The sequence below is a fragment of the Rhodococcus sp. NPDC056516 genome, from assembly GCF_042794655.1.
In the GTDB taxonomy this organism is placed as follows: Bacteria; Actinomycetota; Actinomycetes; order Mycobacteriales; family Mycobacteriaceae; genus Rhodococcus_F.
The window spans coordinates 560835-576257 of sequence record NZ_JBHTTG010000004.1; the positions used below are offsets into that span (position 1 = coordinate 560835).

Here is a 15423-nt window from a genome sequence, read left to right on the forward strand (position 1 = left end):
ATGTCTGAACTGACGATGAATCGACCGCGTGAGGATTACGGCTTCTTCGGCCCAGGATCACCCAGTTGGAAAATATGGGCGGCTCCGACAGCTTTGATCGGTTTCCAGCGGTCGGTGGTGCTCGAGCACTTCGACCCCTTCCTTGCTGCCGCAGTGGCAGACATGAGCGGGATCTACAGCGATCCGGCCGGGCGACTCGACCGAACCTTGGCCTACTTCCTGACCGTCGCCACCGCCGACGGGCGGACGGCACTGGCCTTGTCCGACCATCTCATGACGGTGCACGCTCAGGCCACGGGCATCGAACCGATTACCGGAACTCGTTACAGTGCAAACAATCCGGCGTCGCAACTGTGGATCCACGTGACCGGTTGGCATTCGGTGCTCAAGTGCTACGAGATGTACGGGCCGGGACCACTCTCCGCCGTCGAAGAGCAGCGGTACTGGGAAGAATGTGTGATCGCTGCCGAACTACAGACATGCAAGACCTCCGACGTTCCACGCTCCCGAGACGAGGTACGTGAATACTTCGCTGAAGTCAGGCCCAGATCGTGTACCTCCGAGCGTGCCAACCGGGCAATGCACTACTTGTTGAGAACTCCGAGAGCGCAGGGGAAGACGAAGTTCGCGGCCTTCAGCCGATTGGTCGCGCCGGCCACTATCGCGACTTTGCCCGGCTGGATGCGAACGATGGGTGGGTTCGATCAGCCCGCGTTGTTGGACAGGGCAATTGCGCCCGCGGTGCGAACTGCAGTCCGGGTGGGCAGTTCACCGAAGAACATGACCACTGCTCTGAAAGTCATTGCGCCGATGACGGGCAAGGTGTTGGAGCGGCACCTGCGTGACGAGCAGCCCCTCGACCCGAGGGTTGTCACCCCAGCAGAGATTCGGGAGCGATTCCCGCGAGCCGCCAAAGTTCCGCAGGCAGTCTGACGGGTTCGCCACGGCCTGTGGGCTCCGTATCGGGTGCTGATGTCCGATGCGGAGCCTGGCCGTGTTCCGTTGTACCCGAGAAGCTGTTCTCAGGTTTTGAAGGTGGTGTTCGCCGGCCGCGGGTGCCGCTGCGGGTCGATCGAGGGCGGTGGGATGAACCAGGGTTTGTTGTCGATGCCTATTCGGATGTCCCATTTTCCGACGAACCCGGATTTGCGGTGCATCAACCGGTGGTGCGAGCGGCACAGCAGGACAAGGTTGTTCATCACCGTCGGGCCGCCGTTCGCCCAGTGCTTAATGTGGTGCGCATCTGTCCACGCCGGTACGCATGAACACCCCGGGAACGCGCAGCCCTTGTCGCGGGCAATCAGCGCCACTCTCTGTTCCGCGTTGACCAACCGTTTTCCGGGTTTCGCATCCAACGGCGCGCCGTGAGCGTCCAGTAGAACAGTCGACAGGAAACAATCGCACCCCAGAAGCCTGGTCTGGGACACCGACAGCGGCCCCAACCATGGCATATGCCCGACATCGAGATCCGACGGGGACTCTTCACCAGCAGAAGGCGCAGCGGCACAATCTCGATGCTCAGCGAGGTCGCGGGCGTTGATGTGCACATTCACATGCGGACGTTGGCCGCCGTCGGTTCCGGTCTTTGCGCAGTCCAGATACCGGCGGATCAGCTCGGTGAACCCGTCCGCGGTCCGCTTCGCCGCCGACCGAGCATCCGGCGTTCCATCGGGCGCTGGGGTCGGCATCGTCAGATTCGACAACGCCGACAGCAACATTTCGCCGGTGAGAGCGTCGAAATCCCCGCGCACCACCACCCGACCGTTCAGCGTCGAGGCGATCCGGAGCTCGTTCCGATCCACGTCTTCGGCAGGTGGAATCTCATCCGATTCGAACAGCCGCTCCAAGGTCGCGATGACATGCCGCACCTTCGTCGTCGTCGCCTCCACTCCCGACGCAGCAGCCAACAACAAATCGATGCAGCGAGGTAACGCCTCCTCCGGCATGCCTTTCGGCGGGGATTCACAGAACGCGACGATCAAGACGGCGTGATCGAACGAGCAATCCCCCACATCGAAACTCGCTGCCACCGCGGGAAACGGCCGCAGCGCGGCGCCCAGGGCGGCGATCTTCTTTCCGTCCCGAACCTGCAGCATCGTGTTCGCCGCCAACCACGCACCCACCCCGCGGGACGCGATCACCTGATCATCCGGGCGCATCGAGAGTTCGTCCACCACCGCTACCCGAACGGCTTCCAGGCGCAGAATCTCCGCACTCGCCTCGATAGCAGCCTCACACAACTCAGAAGCAGACAACTGCCACAGGCGTCCGCGTAATCCCACCGCAGAACCCGACACCACGTCTGACGACAAGACACTCATAGAATCCCCCGATCCCCTCCTTGAATCATACTCGAACATACTTTCGAGTCAAGAGCGTTTTTGGATCCTCGGTTTCTCGCAAAGATTCAAGAGTGCATCCGTTGTCCGCGAATGTGTTTCGTCGGGACGGAGGCCGTCATCGAGTGTCACGACCGATGGGGTGGGGTATAGGCCACCGATTCTCAAACTTGGCTAAAGAATGCGGTGGGCGTTTGACCGCGTGAGCACACGGGTAACCCGCTCCGGATGCCGTCAGCGTGAGGGGGCCGTGAGTGGACGAGTCACACAAGATCCGTCGCCGTTCGTTTGTTCAAGGGCTTGGCCTGCTGGCCGGACTGAGTGCATTGTCCGCTGGATCTGCGACGGCTCGACCTCCTGATGTCGATCCACTGCGCACGTTCCAACTTCCGTCACCCCAGCTGGAACCGTTCCGGGAGCCCCTTCCTGTCCTGCCGGGCATTTCGGGTGGCAATCTGGACCTTCGTGCGGCGTCGTCGATGCACCGTTTCCATCCGGATCTACCGTCGTCGCCGTCGCTGGGATACGGCGGGTTGGACTATCTGGGCCCCACCATCGAGGCGCACGTCGATCAGCTCGTGACAGTGCGATACGCCAATGACATTGCTGCGTATCCGCTTGCCGCCGATGTCGATCCGGGCCTGCACGGTGTGAGCGACCTCGACCGCACACAGGTCCCCACCTCGCTTCACCTGCATGGAGGAGTCACTGCACCACAGTTCGACGGACATCCCGAGTTGATTCAACGGCCGGGCGAAGGTTTAGTCCACGAATACACGAATGGTCGTGCGGCCGGTAATCTCTGGTACCACGATCACGCCATGGGGATGACTCGCCTCAACGTCTACGCCGGGCTGGTCGGGATGTATTTTCTCCGGGACGACGCTGACACAGGCACCGCCGGGAACTCTCTCGGCTTGCCGTCCGGTGAGTTCGAGCTTCCGATGATTCTGCAGGACAAGGTATTCACCTCCGACGGTCAGCAGAGTGTCCGTTCCACGTGGCTCACTCCGCAAGGTTCATGGGATCCGGCGACTCCTGGTGACGTGGGTGTGGTGAACGGCGTCGTATGGCCGAAAGTGGAGGTGGCTCGCGGACTGTATCGATTGCGACTGCTCAACGCCGCAACCTATTCGGTGTGGAATCTGCACTTCGCAAATCGTATGCGGTTCTGGGTGATCGGGTCCGAAGGCGGACTATTGGCCGCTCCTGCGCCGACGGATCACGTCCGGTTGAGTCCAGGTGAACGCGCTGATCTGCTGGTCGACTTCAGCATGCTCGAGCCGGGCACGACGGTGGAATTGCGCAACGATGAACCGGTACCTCTTGCGGTGGCTCAACGCGGTACGCAGGTGATGCCGGTCTTCTGCCGATTCGACGTGGGCAGTGCAGCGGGGTTCACCGGCACGATCCCCCAGCAGCTGAATTCCGTTGCCGCCGAGCCTGCGTCCCCGAATGTGGTGCGAAATCTCACGATCATGCAGCTGTCGCGTCCCTCGGATTATCCCTCGATCACCATGTCGCTCAACAATTTGCGGTTCACCGATTCGGATATCGAACTGCCGCGCCAGGGGGCCGTCGAACAATGGAATCTGATCAACATCACCACGGAACCGCATCCGATTCATCTGCATCTGGTGGCGTTCCGCGTTGTGGGACGCCAGAACATCGACACTGCAGCGCTGATGCAGCGGTATCCGGTACCTGACCTGGGGGTCCGGTGGTCGCCGTCGGCCGAGGAGTTCCTGACCTCCCCGCTGCGGCCTCCCGAAGTGTGGGAAACGGGGGAGAAAGACACTGTCATCGTGGATGCCAACTCGATTACCCGCGTGATCGTTCGCTTTCCGACGGCGGACGAGCTGGGCTTCGATCCGGATGCAACATTCGCGAGAGGTTCCATGGCGGATCACTCGGCACACGGTGAGGCCGGCATGGGGGACCTGCAGGGGTACGTCTGGCACTGTCACATGCTCGATCACGAAGACCACGACATGATGTTGCGATATCGGGTGGTGACGTAGCCTTCAAAGGGAGAAAAGTTCCCAGAGGAGGCAGCTGTGTCGGAAGGTGCGCCCACCGGGCCCCTGGACGGATATCGGGTGATTGAACTCGGAACCTTGATCGCCGGGCCCTTCGCCGGGAAATTGCTCGGCGACATGGGAGCCGACGTGATCAAGATCGAATCACCGGACCGCCCAGACCCGCTTCGTACCTGGGGTCAGGCTGAGCAGGACGGTCATCGATTCTTCTGGACGGTTCACGCCCGCAACAAGCGGTGTGTGACGTTGGACCTTCGCGTCGACGCGGGACGAGACCTGTTTCTGAATCTGGTCGAACATGCGGACGTGGTGGTCGAGAACTTCCGGCCGGGCACCCTCGAAAAATGGGGACTAGGATTCGACGTGCTCAGCGCGCGCAACCCGAAGTTGGTCTTGGCCAGGGTATCCGGGTACGGGCAGAGCGGGCCGCAGGCGAAGAGTGCCGGCTACGCCTCGGTGGCTGAGGCAGTCAGCGGATTTCGGCATCTGAATGGCTATCCAGGGCAGGCACCTCCGCGTATTGCTCTTTCGCTCGGAGATTCCCTCGGCGGGATGTTCGCCGTTCAGGGAGTGTTGGCGGCGTTGCTCTCGCGAGAGCGGACCGGCCGCGGTCAGGTCGTCGACGTTGCTCTCACGGAATCCTGTCTGGCGGTGCAGGAATCCACGATTCCGGATTACGACCGCGGCGGCATCATCCGACAGCCCTCGGGAACGAGGTTGGAGGGTATCGCGCCGTCCAACATCTATCAGACCTCTGAAGGAAACTGGGTGGTGATCGCGGCCAATCAGGACACGTTGTTCGCTCGGCTGTGCAGCATCATGGGTTCACCGGAACTTGCTCAGGACAAGCGTTTCGCGGATCACGTTGCGCGGGGAAAGCACCAGGATGAACTCGACGAACTGATCGCCGAATGGGTTGTGGCACAGGATCCCGCGACGCTGGTGGAACGGCTGACCGAGGTGGGAGTTGTTGCCGGACCGATCAATACGGTTGAAGACGTCGTCAAGGATCCTCAGTTGATCGAACGGGGAATGCTTGTCGACCACTACGACGAACGGATCGGCGAAAACGTCCTCGGCTTGGGTGTCGTGCCTACCTTCAGCGAGACCCCTGGATCCGTGCGCAACGCGGGGGCGTCGGCGCCAGGTCACGACAACTCCTCGGTCTGGGGCGGACTCCTCGGACTCTCGGACGACGAGCAGGCAGAACTGAAGATGAAGGGTGTGATCTGACATGTCGGCCCCTGAGGTGGGTATTTCAACAGTCAGTATTCGTGAAGTCGGGCCACGGGACGGGTTGCAGATCGAAGACCCGGTGTCGCTGGCGGAAAAACTTCGACTTGTCGAAGCTCTGGCTGCGACGGGTGTTTCGCGCATCGAGGCGACGTCGTTCGTCTCACCGCGCGCTGTGCCGGCATTGGCGGACGCGGAGTTATTGGCCGCAGAATTGCACCAGTGGCCGGGCATCGAGTTCTCGGCATTGGTCGCCGGAATCGGAGGAGCGAAACGGGCCGTCGCCGCAGGAATAAAAACCGTCGAATACGTTGTGTCGGCATCGAATGGACACAGCGAAGCCAACACCCGGTCGACTACGGAGCAAGCAACCGAACGCATCGGAGAGGTCGTTCAGATCGTCCACGACGCCGGTGGGCGGGTAGAGGTCATCGTGGCCACAGCCTGGGACTGCCCGTTCGACGGTCCCACCGATCCGGATCGTGTTCTGCGGATTGCGGAGCAGGCCAAAGAGTTCGGCGCTGATCAGTTCTCGATCGCGGATACTATCGGCACTGCCACGCCGGGGCGTGTCGGACGGTTGATCGACGCTGTGGGCGACAGAGTGGGCGACTTCGGCTTGGGTGTGCACTTCCACAACACTCGCGGCGCTGGTCTTGCCTGCGCGTTAGCGGCTGTGCAGCACGGTGTTCGAAACCTGGACGCGTCCACCGGCGGTCTCGGCGGTTGCCCGTTCGCTCCCGGTGCCAGTGGCAATATCGCGACTGAGGAACTGGTCTACATGCTCGAAGACATGGGCATTGCGACAGGTATCGACCTGGACGCGAGCATTCGTGCCGCTGCCGTTGCGGAAGAGATTGTGGGCCATGCAGTTCCCAGTAATCTCCTCCGCGCGGGCGATCGAAAGCGATAGGGAGCCTTACTCGTCTCGGCTGGGTAACGCGAGCTGCAGTTTGACCAACTGTTCGTGTGCCGCCGGCGGCCAGCCGATGCGCTGCTTCTCCAGATACCATGCACCGGCGGCAAATATGATCGCGAGGACGATCCAGATCGCGACACTTCCGATCTGGGAGCCCAGGTCGCTCGACGAGGACGCTTCGCCTGTGCTGTAGTCGTATTCCGTTGTCGTGGTGATTCCCTCGACCGCGAAGGTCCACAGAATCGGAAGTGCGCACAGCGCGGCGAGGGCGCGAGCGATATGTGCTGGGCGCAGTTCGAAGATCATTCTTTTCTCCTGGTGATCGACCCGGTGAATCTCATTCTCCTCGAAAGCTATTAGGGATCGATGGTGCTGTCTGTAGTCGGATCGACGGACACGGATGCGGTGCCGAGCTTCGCTAACCCTTCTGCCGTATCAGTTGCATTCCGTTGTGATCGAACTCGATTCGTCGAACGTCTTCGGTGTCGACCAGCATCGTGGCCATGGCGGTGCGCCGTGGTGGAAGGATCCGAATAGTCACTTTGCCTCGCGTGATCGCGGTGAGTTCCCGGACGATGCTCGAGTGGATTCGGTCGCGCACAGCGGGGTTCGCGTCATCCATTCCGTGGTCGTCGAGCAGTACCACCTCGACGCCACGGCTCCGCGCAAGGGCAACGGCATCGACTACGTGATTCTTCTGAAATCCTGGCGCTCGGAGCGAGTCACGTAGTTGAGCTTCGAGAAGCTCACAGGCCAATTTCTCGGTGGAATCCATCGGCACGCCTGAAGCAATCCGCTCGAGCAGGGGCCGGGCCAGCATGTTGAGTCTGTCGAGTTGGGCGTCTCGTTCTTCGATGACTGCCGAAGTGGCTGCTTCCGCGGCGATGCGTTCGGTAGATGCTTGGCGTAGTGCGAAGATCATCTTGGCTCGTGGCCGAATCGTGAGGGCGAAGACCGTCGACATCAGGACTGGCCCGACGTTGGCGAAGGATTCGGAAAAGCCGTACATCGGTCCTTGGCCTGTGACAGTCGACCAGGCAATCGAGGAAGCAATTAGTAGAATCACACCGAGCCAGGCGTAGCCCGTTCTTCCCCTCACGCACATGAAGGTGAAGACGACAGTACACATTCCGAAAGGCCAGAGTTGTGCCGGATTATGCACCGGTACCGGCAATACCATGAACACCGCGCCGCAGGCGACCAAGCCAGTAGCACTGAGAAGGATGCCCTGGGGGAGGGGCATGGGATCCCCGTCGGTCAGGACGATGGAGAAAGCAGCTGCCGACCCAACGAGTACCGCGACCGCCAGTGGCCACCAGGACTTGACTCCGCTTGTCCCGTACGCGGCGGAAATCGAGTACGTGACGGTGAAGCAGACAACCAGAACGAGAGCGGATCTGCTACGCATTCCGAGTAGGTCGCGGATGTCTTTGCCGGCGGTGATGCTCCCCGCGGCGTTGTTCATCGAGGAGCCCTCTCAGGTCTCTGCCAGGACAGAGTGACTGTGGTTCCTGCTCCCGGAGTAGACCCGACGTGCGCTGCACCTCCGGGGATATTGCGTACCCTGGCATGAATGCTCACGGCGATGCCGAGTCGATGTGTCGGTACGGTGCGCGGATCGAAACCGATTCCGTTGTCACGTACCGTCACCTCGATTCGAGTTTCTTCGACAATTGCGTCGACTGAACGGCGTGCGTCCGGCCCTGCGTGTTTCTTACTGTTCCGCAGCGCTTCACTCAAGGCTGCGGCGAGAGCACTCACCGGTTCCGACGGAAACTCGACAGTGTTGGCGTCCGGCCCGACGTGTGACGTGAAGGCGACGTTCTCGTCTACTTCCGATGCCGCCGAACGGAGTTGAGCGAGAACCGCATCCGGGTCCAATCGTTCTGCGGACTCGACTCCAGACCGAAGACGGTCCAGGCGGGTCAGTGTGCGTCGGGACTGCTCGGCGACTGTGGAATCGGAGTCGTTTCGCGCCGCAGCCAACAAGGTCGACATCACGGTGTCGTGGATCAGGGCGTTGAAACGTTCCCGTTCGACGTCCTTGGCAGCTGCAGCCGCGGCGCCGGCGGCCGCAGCGTGGGTAGTGGCAATGGTGGCGTCAAGGGTTTGTCCGGTGCGAAGTGCGACGACGGACGCTGCAACAAAAACTGTGCAGAACATCAGCGCAGCGCTGAGGTCCGGAATCAGAAGATAGAACAGGGGTGCTTCACGGATGGTGTGATTGATCAGTTGGACAAGCGTGACTCCAACTCCGAGGTACAGCAGAGCCCAGGCAGGCTGCCATGCAGCTGCGGCCGCGAGCCCGGCGACACCAGGGATGTTGGCGAGCCACGTCCCGAAGCCTTGGACATGTTCGCCGGTCCAGGCGGGCCACCACGTGCACGCAACGAGAATGTAGACGATTGCATTGACTGCGGCAGCTCGACGAATCCAGATCGTCTGGGGGAGGAACGTCGAAAGCCCCAATGCCACGGCTGTTCCGAATATCGCGAAGATTGCCACCGGTGTCCACCAGGCCGCGGTGGTTGCTGCTGCGTCCCTGATATTCGGAATCAGGATGAGCAGGTAAAACAAGTAGCCGGTACAGACGAATCTACCGAACAGTCGAAGGATCTTGTCGGTGAAGGTGGAATCGGTGGCACTTGATTGACTCTCTGCCGAATCATCCGTCAGGGACGGGCGAGGCAGTCTGGTCAGAGTTCGTCGATCGTGACTATCTGATCTTGTATCGCTCGCACGAGTAGTTCGCATTTCGTCGGTGCGTTCCTTCCAACGTAGGCATACTTCTCGCGAATCCGGGACAGGTGGGTTCCCACTGTTCCCACGCTTATGTAGAGGTTTTGAGCGACGCGTGACTTCGAATCACTGAGTAGCCACGCCCTCAGAACCTCGACTTCGCGCTCCGAAAGGTGTGGTCCGACAGGTTCTTGTGCCGTGCAGTTTTCCACAGTGACGGTCATGAGTTTCGTCCTTCTTTCGAATAGCGGAATGACAGACTCCCCGACAGCGCCGTCTTCTTACCAGGAGAATGTAAGTCGAAGTTGGCCCTTTGTCCCAGACATCAATTCCTCTGCCCATATTTCCAGGGGCAGCCTTAGCGAAAGTAATTGTCAGCGAAACAGCTTCATTACTGAAGGTCATTGTTGGTCAATGTCAGATTGCTCCCGAAATTCGTCCGTTCCGGAATCGGCAACACCCCGTCCTCGACCGCGCGTTTGTACAGATCAGTCTTTGTGGGGGCCGGCCGTCCGGCGGCCGCATATTTCTGCCTGATGCGCTGGAGGTAGTCGTTGACCGTTTGCGGCGACAATCCGGTGAGCCGCGCAACGCGATCCGCCTTCTCTCCGGATGCGTAAAGTTCGAGTACCTCGAGTTGCCGAGGACTCAGACCCACTTCACCTAGACCTGGATCCCCGTCAATGGCGGCAGCCCACTCCGTCGTCACCACCTGCCCTCCCGACGCGGCGGAACGAATCGCATCAACCACGACGGCAGTCGGCTCGGATTTGCGTACAACACCCAGCACGCCGGCACGGGCGGCCGAGCGAACGAGAAACGGGTTCTCTGCTCCGGTGAAGATCAATGTCTCTAGCCCGGCTGCCCGCAGTTGCTCGACGTTGCTCTTGGGCGATGACCCGTCAGCCAGCCGGAGGTCGAGAATTGCCAAATCCACGGCGACGTTCTGAGCGAGCAGTTCGGACACGGTGGTCGCGATGCACACCAACTCGAGATCTGGCTCGTCCTTCAGCATCACGGACAAGCCGATAGCCACCGACTCGTGGTCTTCGACCAGCCCTACGCGGCGATGTGGAAATGCAGTTTGCTCTGGCATGCGGACGATTCCCTCCTCTCGATGCGAAGACGTTATCAGGGAAGCTGACCGGTTGGTCTGGATAGCGTTATCGGCTGGCTAAGTTTTGAAGTCAGCCTGGACTGTTTTACGTTTCAGCTCTACAGTGGTGTTGTGACCGAGACCACGTCTGATGCGAAAGTAAGCCGTACGCAGGCCGAACGAACTGCCGCGATGCGTGGGCGCCTGCTCGACGCCGCCGTTGAATCGTTAGTCGAACTGGGCTACGCGCGGACCAGCACGCAAGAGATTGCCCGCCGCGCCGGAGTTTCGCGGGGTACGCAACTGCATCATTTTCCGACGAAGGAATCGCTGGTCGTTGCAGCCGTCGAGTATTTGGTCGACAAGCGACTGGAAGAAATCCTCACCGCTGAAGTGGATCGCGGTCGAGGCCTCGAGGTCCTGGCGGACGCGTTCTCCGGGCCGCTGTTCTATGCCGCCCTCGAATTGTGGGTCGCGGCGCGAACCGATCCCGTTCTGCACGCGGCGACGGTGCCTCTCGAACGCAAGGTAAGTGAGGCACTCGAATTCGGTAGCGCGGAGTTGTTCGGCGATCGCTTCGATTCCGAATCGGTCGAACTCACCATCGAACTAGTCCGTGGGCTTGCCGTCTCAGCCCTTTTCCGTACATCCGAAGCCGACGACGCGCTCAGAGCGCGACTGTTGCCGGCCTGGCAATCCCGAGTGGAGAAGAAGTGAAGCTTCCCGAACATGTCGAAACGTTGATCGTCGGTGCCGGATTCGCCGGTATGGGCCTGGCGGCCAGAATGCTTCGCGACAACCGAGCGGCGGACGTCGTGTTGATCGAGCGCGGAGCTGATATCGGTGGCACCTGGCGAGACAACACCTACCCCGGCTGTGCCTGTGACGTGCCGACCGCGCTGTACTCGTATTCGTTTGCGCCGAGCGCCGATTGGAGTCATACCTTTGCTCGTCAGCCCGAGATCTACAACTATCTGAAGAAGGTGGCCGCAGACACCGGCATCGTGGAACGCGTAGTCCTGAACTGCGAACTCGAAGCTGCTGTGTGGGACGAGGATGCGGCGCTGTGGCGTATTCGGACATCTCGAGGATCGTTGACGGCCAAAGCTCTGGTCGCCGCGACCGGAGCGTTGTCGACGCCCAAGATCCCGGATTTCCCCGGTCTCGACCAATTCTCCGGGACCACTTTCCATTCGGCGACGTGGAACCACGAACACGAACTGCGTGGTGAGCGCGTAGCCGTGATCGGAACGGGAGCGTCGGCGGTTCAGTTCGTTCCCGAAATTGCCGACCCTGCTGCCCATGTCACCGTGTTCCAGAGAACTCCGGCCTGGGTGATTCCGCGGATGGATCGCACCCTGCCTGCCGCGCAGAAAGGCCTGTATTCGCGGATCCCCGCTACGCAGAAGGTCGTTCGCGGAGCGGTTTACGGCTTCCGTGAGCTACTCGGTGCCGCGATGTCCCACGCGACGTGGGTGCTGCCGGCCTTTGAGGTGGCCGCGCGTCTTCATCTGCGCCGACAGGTCAAAGATCCGGAGTTGCGCCGGAAACTGACTCCCGATTTCACGATCGGCTGCAAGCGGATGCTCCTGTCCAACGACTGGTTGCGCACACTCGACCGCGCGGACGTGAGTCTGGTCGACAGTGGGCTCGTCTCGGTCACCGAAAACGGAGTGGTCGACGGACGCGGCGTCGAGCACAAGGTTGACACCATCATCTTTGCCACGGGGTTCACTCCGACGGAACCGCCTGTAGCGCATCTGATCACAGGAAAGCAGGGAGAGACGCTGGCCGCGCATTGGAACGGTAGCCCCAATGCGTACAAAGGCACTGCAGTGAGCGGGTTCCCGAATCTGTTCCTCATGTACGGTCCGAACACCAACCTCGGTCACAGTTCGATCGTCTACATGCTCGAGTCCCAGGCCGAGTACGTCAACGACGCCTTGAACACCATGAAGCGTGAGCGACTGGACGCTCTCGATGTCAACGAGTCGGTACAGGTGCACTACAACAAGGGAATTCAGCACGAGTTGAAGCACACGGTGTGGAACAAGGGTGGATGCTCGAGCTGGTACATCGATCCGGAGGGACGCAACTCGGTGCAGTGGCCGACGTTCACTTTCAAATTCCGGTCGCTGCTGGAGCATTTCGATCGTGAGAACTACTCGGCTCGCAAGATCGAGAGCGTAGAGGCATGACCACGACGCACTACGACGTGGTGGTGGTCGGATCGGGATTCGGTGGCAGTGTCGCCGCTCTTCGCCTGACGGAGAAGGGATACCGCGTCGGGGTGCTCGAAGCCGGTCGACGGTTTTCCGACGACGAGCTACCAGAAACCAGTTGGCGACTGCGAAAGTATCTGTGGGCACCGTGGATTGGGTGCTACGGCGTGCAGCGTATCCATCTGCTTCCGGATGTGCTGGTGATGGCGGGATCCGGGGTTGGCGGAGGATCGTTGAACTACGCCAACACGTTGTATCAGCCACCCAAACGGTTCTTCGAAGACCGTCAGTGGGCGCACATCACGGACTGGCACGACGAGCTGGCGCCGTACTACGACCAGGCCAAGCGGATGTTGGGTGTTCGCACCAATCCGTCCTTCACTCCCGCCGACGCGGTGATGAAGGAGGTAGCGGAAGAAATGGGTGTGGGGGAGACCTTCACGTCCACACCCGTCGGTGTTTTCTTCGGGGAGGCAGGAGTTTCCGTGCCGGACCCGTTCTTCGGCGGGAAAGGACCCGAGCGCACCGGATGCACCGAATGCGGGGGATGCATGACCGGGTGCCGTGTCGGGGCTAAGAACACGCTGGTCAAGAACTACCTCCATCTTGCCGAGCAAGCGGGCGCCAGAGTGCATCCGCTCACGACCGTCACCGACCTGCGGCCGGCGGCAAGCGGTGGTTACCACCTGCTCGCGAGGCGGACGGATGGCGTCCGCCGGCGAGAAGTTCGGTTCACCGCCGACCAGGTGGTGGTTGCCGCCGGAACGTACGGAACGGCGAGACTGCTGCTCGGTATGAAGGAATCCGATGCTCTGCCGGGCCTGTCGGACACTCTGGGCACCGTCGTACGTACCAATTCGGAGGCCGTGCTGGCCGCGACGTCGAAGTCGCGTCGACGGAACTTCACGCAAGGTGTCGCGATCACCTCGTCATTTCACCCGGACGATCACACGCACATCGAGCCGGTGCGATACGGCAAGGGCAGCAATGCAATAGGGCTTCTGCAGACCGTCCTGAGTGACGGGGGTGGGCGAACTCCCCGGGTGCTGAAGACCCTGGCGGTCGCGGCCCGGCATCCAGGTGCGTTCTTGCGATCGTTGTCCGTGCGGAACTGGTCCGAGCGAACCGTCATCGCGCTGGTGATGCAGACCGACGACAACTCCCTCGAACTCTCCAAGAACACCAAACGATTCGGACGCTCACTCACCAGCAGGCCGGGGCCGGGTGATCCGCCTCCTCAGTGGATTCCGCAGGGCCATACAGCTATTCGTAAGGTAGCCGCGAAGATCGACGGCGATCCGGGCGGTTCCATCGCCGAGATCGTGAACATCCCGATGACGGCGCACTTTCTGGGCGGCTGCGCGATCGGTGACGACGCGTCCAGTGGCGTCGTGGACCCGTATCTGCGGGCATACGGTCACGAGGGACTGCACGTCATGGACGGTTCGGTGGTGAGCGCGAATCTCGGAGTGAATCCTTCCCTGACCATCACGGCGCAGGCGGAACGAGCGTGCGCGATGTGGCCGAACAAAGGTGGCGCGGACGCCCGCCCGGAGACCGGCGAGCCATACGTACGTATCGATCCGACTTTGCCGTCCGATCCGGTGGTGCCGACGCATGCACCAGGCGCTTTGCGGCTTCCCCTGACCATTCGAGCTGAGAAGGTGTCCGATGTGGAGCGTGCCTGAATCGACAAGTGACCGCGTCGACTGGCCGGTGAGTGATCCGCCGCCGTGGCCGGCTCGCGTTCGCGCGACACTGTGGTGGCACCGCAGTACGTCGGCGGCACGCGAGCTCGGGCCGGACGGTCGAACGATCCCGATGACGGTAGCCATGATGGTGGACTACCTCGATTCTCCGGTCGGTCCGTATCGCGAGATCCTCGCCAGCCCCGTCTTGCATGCGCCGGGAAAACGGATCGGGCCGATGCCGCGTATGGCGGTCCCTTTCATCGCGGTGGATTCGGAACCGTCGGTGCACGGCGGACGGGTCCACTGGCAACTGCCCAAGGTTCTGGCCGAGTTCGACGGAGACGTGCAGCGGAAATTCACTGCAACCGGCGACGGCTGGCGGGTGCGTTCGGATACGCGGATGCTCGGGCCGCGTCTGCCGATTGCCGGGGCGTTGGGGTTTGCACAGCCGGAATCCGGCGGCGGTGTGGCGATTGCCTCGGCGAGGCTGACCGGATCGTTCCGATACGCGCGTGTGAGCGTCGAGTCGGAGGGGCCGACACTGCCGAGCTGGTTGGCTGCGGGCACCCATCACGGCGTCGTGATTCTGGGCGGAAAGATGACTACGGGAGCAGCCAAGCACAGGTAGTAGTTGGTTTGACCCGCGGAAAAGCGACCAAGGCCGCCCCTGTCAGTGACCGGGCGGCCTTTGGTCGTGTGGTGTTGAAGGTTAGGTGTCGACGTCCCACAGGCGCCTCTCGGCGGGTGGTCGCTCGCAGCGACAAAAGGGGTGGGGCCCGGGGCTTGTTCGGACGCCGACAGGGTGTTCAACGGTGGTTCGACCGGATTTGTTCCCGGGGATCGCCGGAACATAAGAACCGTCCCCGAATGACAGTCAGGACGTAGTTCGACTGACCCGGAACGGCATCGCCGTCGTCGTCGTCGACGATGTCAACGAAGAACTTGACCATGTGCTTCGTCAAATTCCAACCGTCATCATCGATCTATTGTGGCCAACATCTTCATCCGATTTCGCAGTCTGTCCACGTCATGAAAAGCTGCACCACGCAGGTCTACCTCGGACCGCGCAGCCCACCGAAGCGCGCACGTCACCGTGGACATGATCTTTCTATTTCATTCGAACAGAGTACAGACAGCGATGCCAG

General features: G+C 61.2%; 14 protein-coding genes. 8 read left to right on the top strand and 6 right to left on the bottom strand.

Annotation, left to right across the window (positions count from 1 at the left end; genetic code table 11):
• The gene (locus ACFQ6Y_RS15475; RefSeq protein ID WP_378634081.1) at positions 1-933 is read left to right on the top strand and encodes an oxygenase MpaB family protein; all 933 of its coding nucleotides are present in this window, start codon (positions 1-3) and stop codon (positions 931-933) included.
• Positions 934-1022: 89 nt separating this feature from the next.
• Here ACFQ6Y_RS15475 and ACFQ6Y_RS15480 read toward each other — a convergent pair whose 3' ends face one another.
• Positions 1023-2321: a DUF222 domain-containing protein gene (locus ACFQ6Y_RS15480; protein ID WP_378634084.1), complete on the bottom strand. Its 1299-nt coding sequence runs from the start codon at positions 2319-2321 to the stop codon at positions 1023-1025.
• 272 nt (positions 2322-2593) lie between these two features.
• Between ACFQ6Y_RS15480 and ACFQ6Y_RS15485 the strand changes: the two genes are divergently transcribed.
• The 3 genes from ACFQ6Y_RS15485 to ACFQ6Y_RS15495 are packed head-to-tail and all read left to right on the top strand — an operon-like array spanning position 2594 to position 6524.
• Positions 2594-4360: a multicopper oxidase family protein gene (locus ACFQ6Y_RS15485; RefSeq protein WP_378634087.1), complete on the top strand. Its 1767-nt coding sequence runs from the start codon at positions 2594-2596 to the stop codon at positions 4358-4360.
• A gap of 36 nt (positions 4361-4396) precedes the next feature.
• Positions 4397-5611, top strand: a complete 1215-nt coding sequence (locus ACFQ6Y_RS15490) for a CaiB/BaiF CoA transferase family protein (protein WP_378634090.1) — start codon at positions 4397-4399, stop codon at positions 5609-5611.
• A gap of 1 nt (position 5612) precedes the next feature.
• Positions 5613-6524 carry a hydroxymethylglutaryl-CoA lyase gene (locus tag ACFQ6Y_RS15495; RefSeq protein WP_378634093.1) on the top strand — a complete coding sequence of 304 codons (912 nt, stop codon included), beginning with the start codon at positions 5613-5615 and terminating at the stop codon, positions 6522-6524.
• A 6-nt stretch (positions 6525-6530) separates the two neighbouring features.
• On the opposite strand, the gene ACFQ6Y_RS15500 is transcribed toward ACFQ6Y_RS15495, so the two are convergent.
• The 5 genes from ACFQ6Y_RS15500 to ACFQ6Y_RS15520 form a co-directional block, all read right to left on the bottom strand.
• Positions 6531-6836, bottom strand: coding sequence for a hypothetical protein (locus tag ACFQ6Y_RS15500; RefSeq protein WP_378634096.1), 306 nt, complete (start codon positions 6834-6836; stop codon positions 6531-6533).
• A 112-nt stretch (positions 6837-6948) separates the two neighbouring features.
• Positions 6949-7995 carry a hypothetical protein gene (locus ACFQ6Y_RS15505; protein ID WP_378634099.1) on the bottom strand — a complete coding sequence of 349 codons (1047 nt, stop codon included), beginning with the start codon at positions 7993-7995 and terminating at the stop codon, positions 6949-6951.
• Positions 7992-9035 carry a sensor histidine kinase gene (locus ACFQ6Y_RS15510; RefSeq protein ID WP_378634101.1) on the bottom strand — a complete coding sequence of 348 codons (1044 nt, stop codon included), beginning with the start codon at positions 9033-9035 and terminating at the stop codon, positions 7992-7994. The genes ACFQ6Y_RS15505 and ACFQ6Y_RS15510 overlap by 4 nt, the downstream gene beginning before the upstream one ends.
• A 191-nt stretch (positions 9036-9226) precedes the next feature.
• Positions 9227-9493 (bottom strand): response regulator transcription factor, encoded by a 267-nt coding sequence (locus ACFQ6Y_RS15515; RefSeq protein WP_378537032.1) that lies wholly within the window; start codon positions 9491-9493, stop codon positions 9227-9229.
• A gap of 167 nt (positions 9494-9660) precedes the next feature.
• Entirely contained in the window at positions 9661-10365 is a 705-nt protein-coding gene (locus ACFQ6Y_RS15520) for a LuxR C-terminal-related transcriptional regulator (protein ID WP_378634104.1), read from the bottom strand.
• 192 nt (positions 10366-10557) lie between these two features.
• Here ACFQ6Y_RS15520 and ACFQ6Y_RS15525 point away from each other — a divergent pair, with 192 nt between their 5' ends.
• From ACFQ6Y_RS15525 to ACFQ6Y_RS15540, 4 genes are read left to right on the top strand one after another with little or no spacing between them, the layout of a single operon-like run.
• Positions 10558-11082: a TetR/AcrR family transcriptional regulator gene (locus ACFQ6Y_RS15525; RefSeq protein WP_223304522.1), complete on the top strand. Its 525-nt coding sequence runs from the start codon at positions 10558-10560 to the stop codon at positions 11080-11082.
• Positions 11079-12563 carry a flavin-containing monooxygenase gene (locus ACFQ6Y_RS15530; RefSeq protein ID WP_378634108.1) on the top strand — a complete coding sequence of 495 codons (1485 nt, stop codon included), beginning with the start codon at positions 11079-11081 and terminating at the stop codon, positions 12561-12563. Before ACFQ6Y_RS15525 ends, ACFQ6Y_RS15530 begins: the two co-directional genes overlap by 4 nt.
• Positions 12560-14275 (top strand): GMC oxidoreductase, encoded by a 1716-nt coding sequence (locus ACFQ6Y_RS15535; RefSeq protein ID WP_378634113.1) that lies wholly within the window; start codon positions 12560-12562, stop codon positions 14273-14275. Before ACFQ6Y_RS15530 ends, ACFQ6Y_RS15535 begins: the two co-directional genes overlap by 4 nt.
• Positions 14259-14906 (top strand): hypothetical protein, encoded by a 648-nt coding sequence (locus tag ACFQ6Y_RS15540; RefSeq protein ID WP_378634117.1) that lies wholly within the window; start codon positions 14259-14261, stop codon positions 14904-14906. The genes ACFQ6Y_RS15535 and ACFQ6Y_RS15540 overlap by 17 nt, the downstream gene beginning before the upstream one ends.
• The last annotated feature ends 517 nt before the right edge of the window (positions 14907-15423 follow it).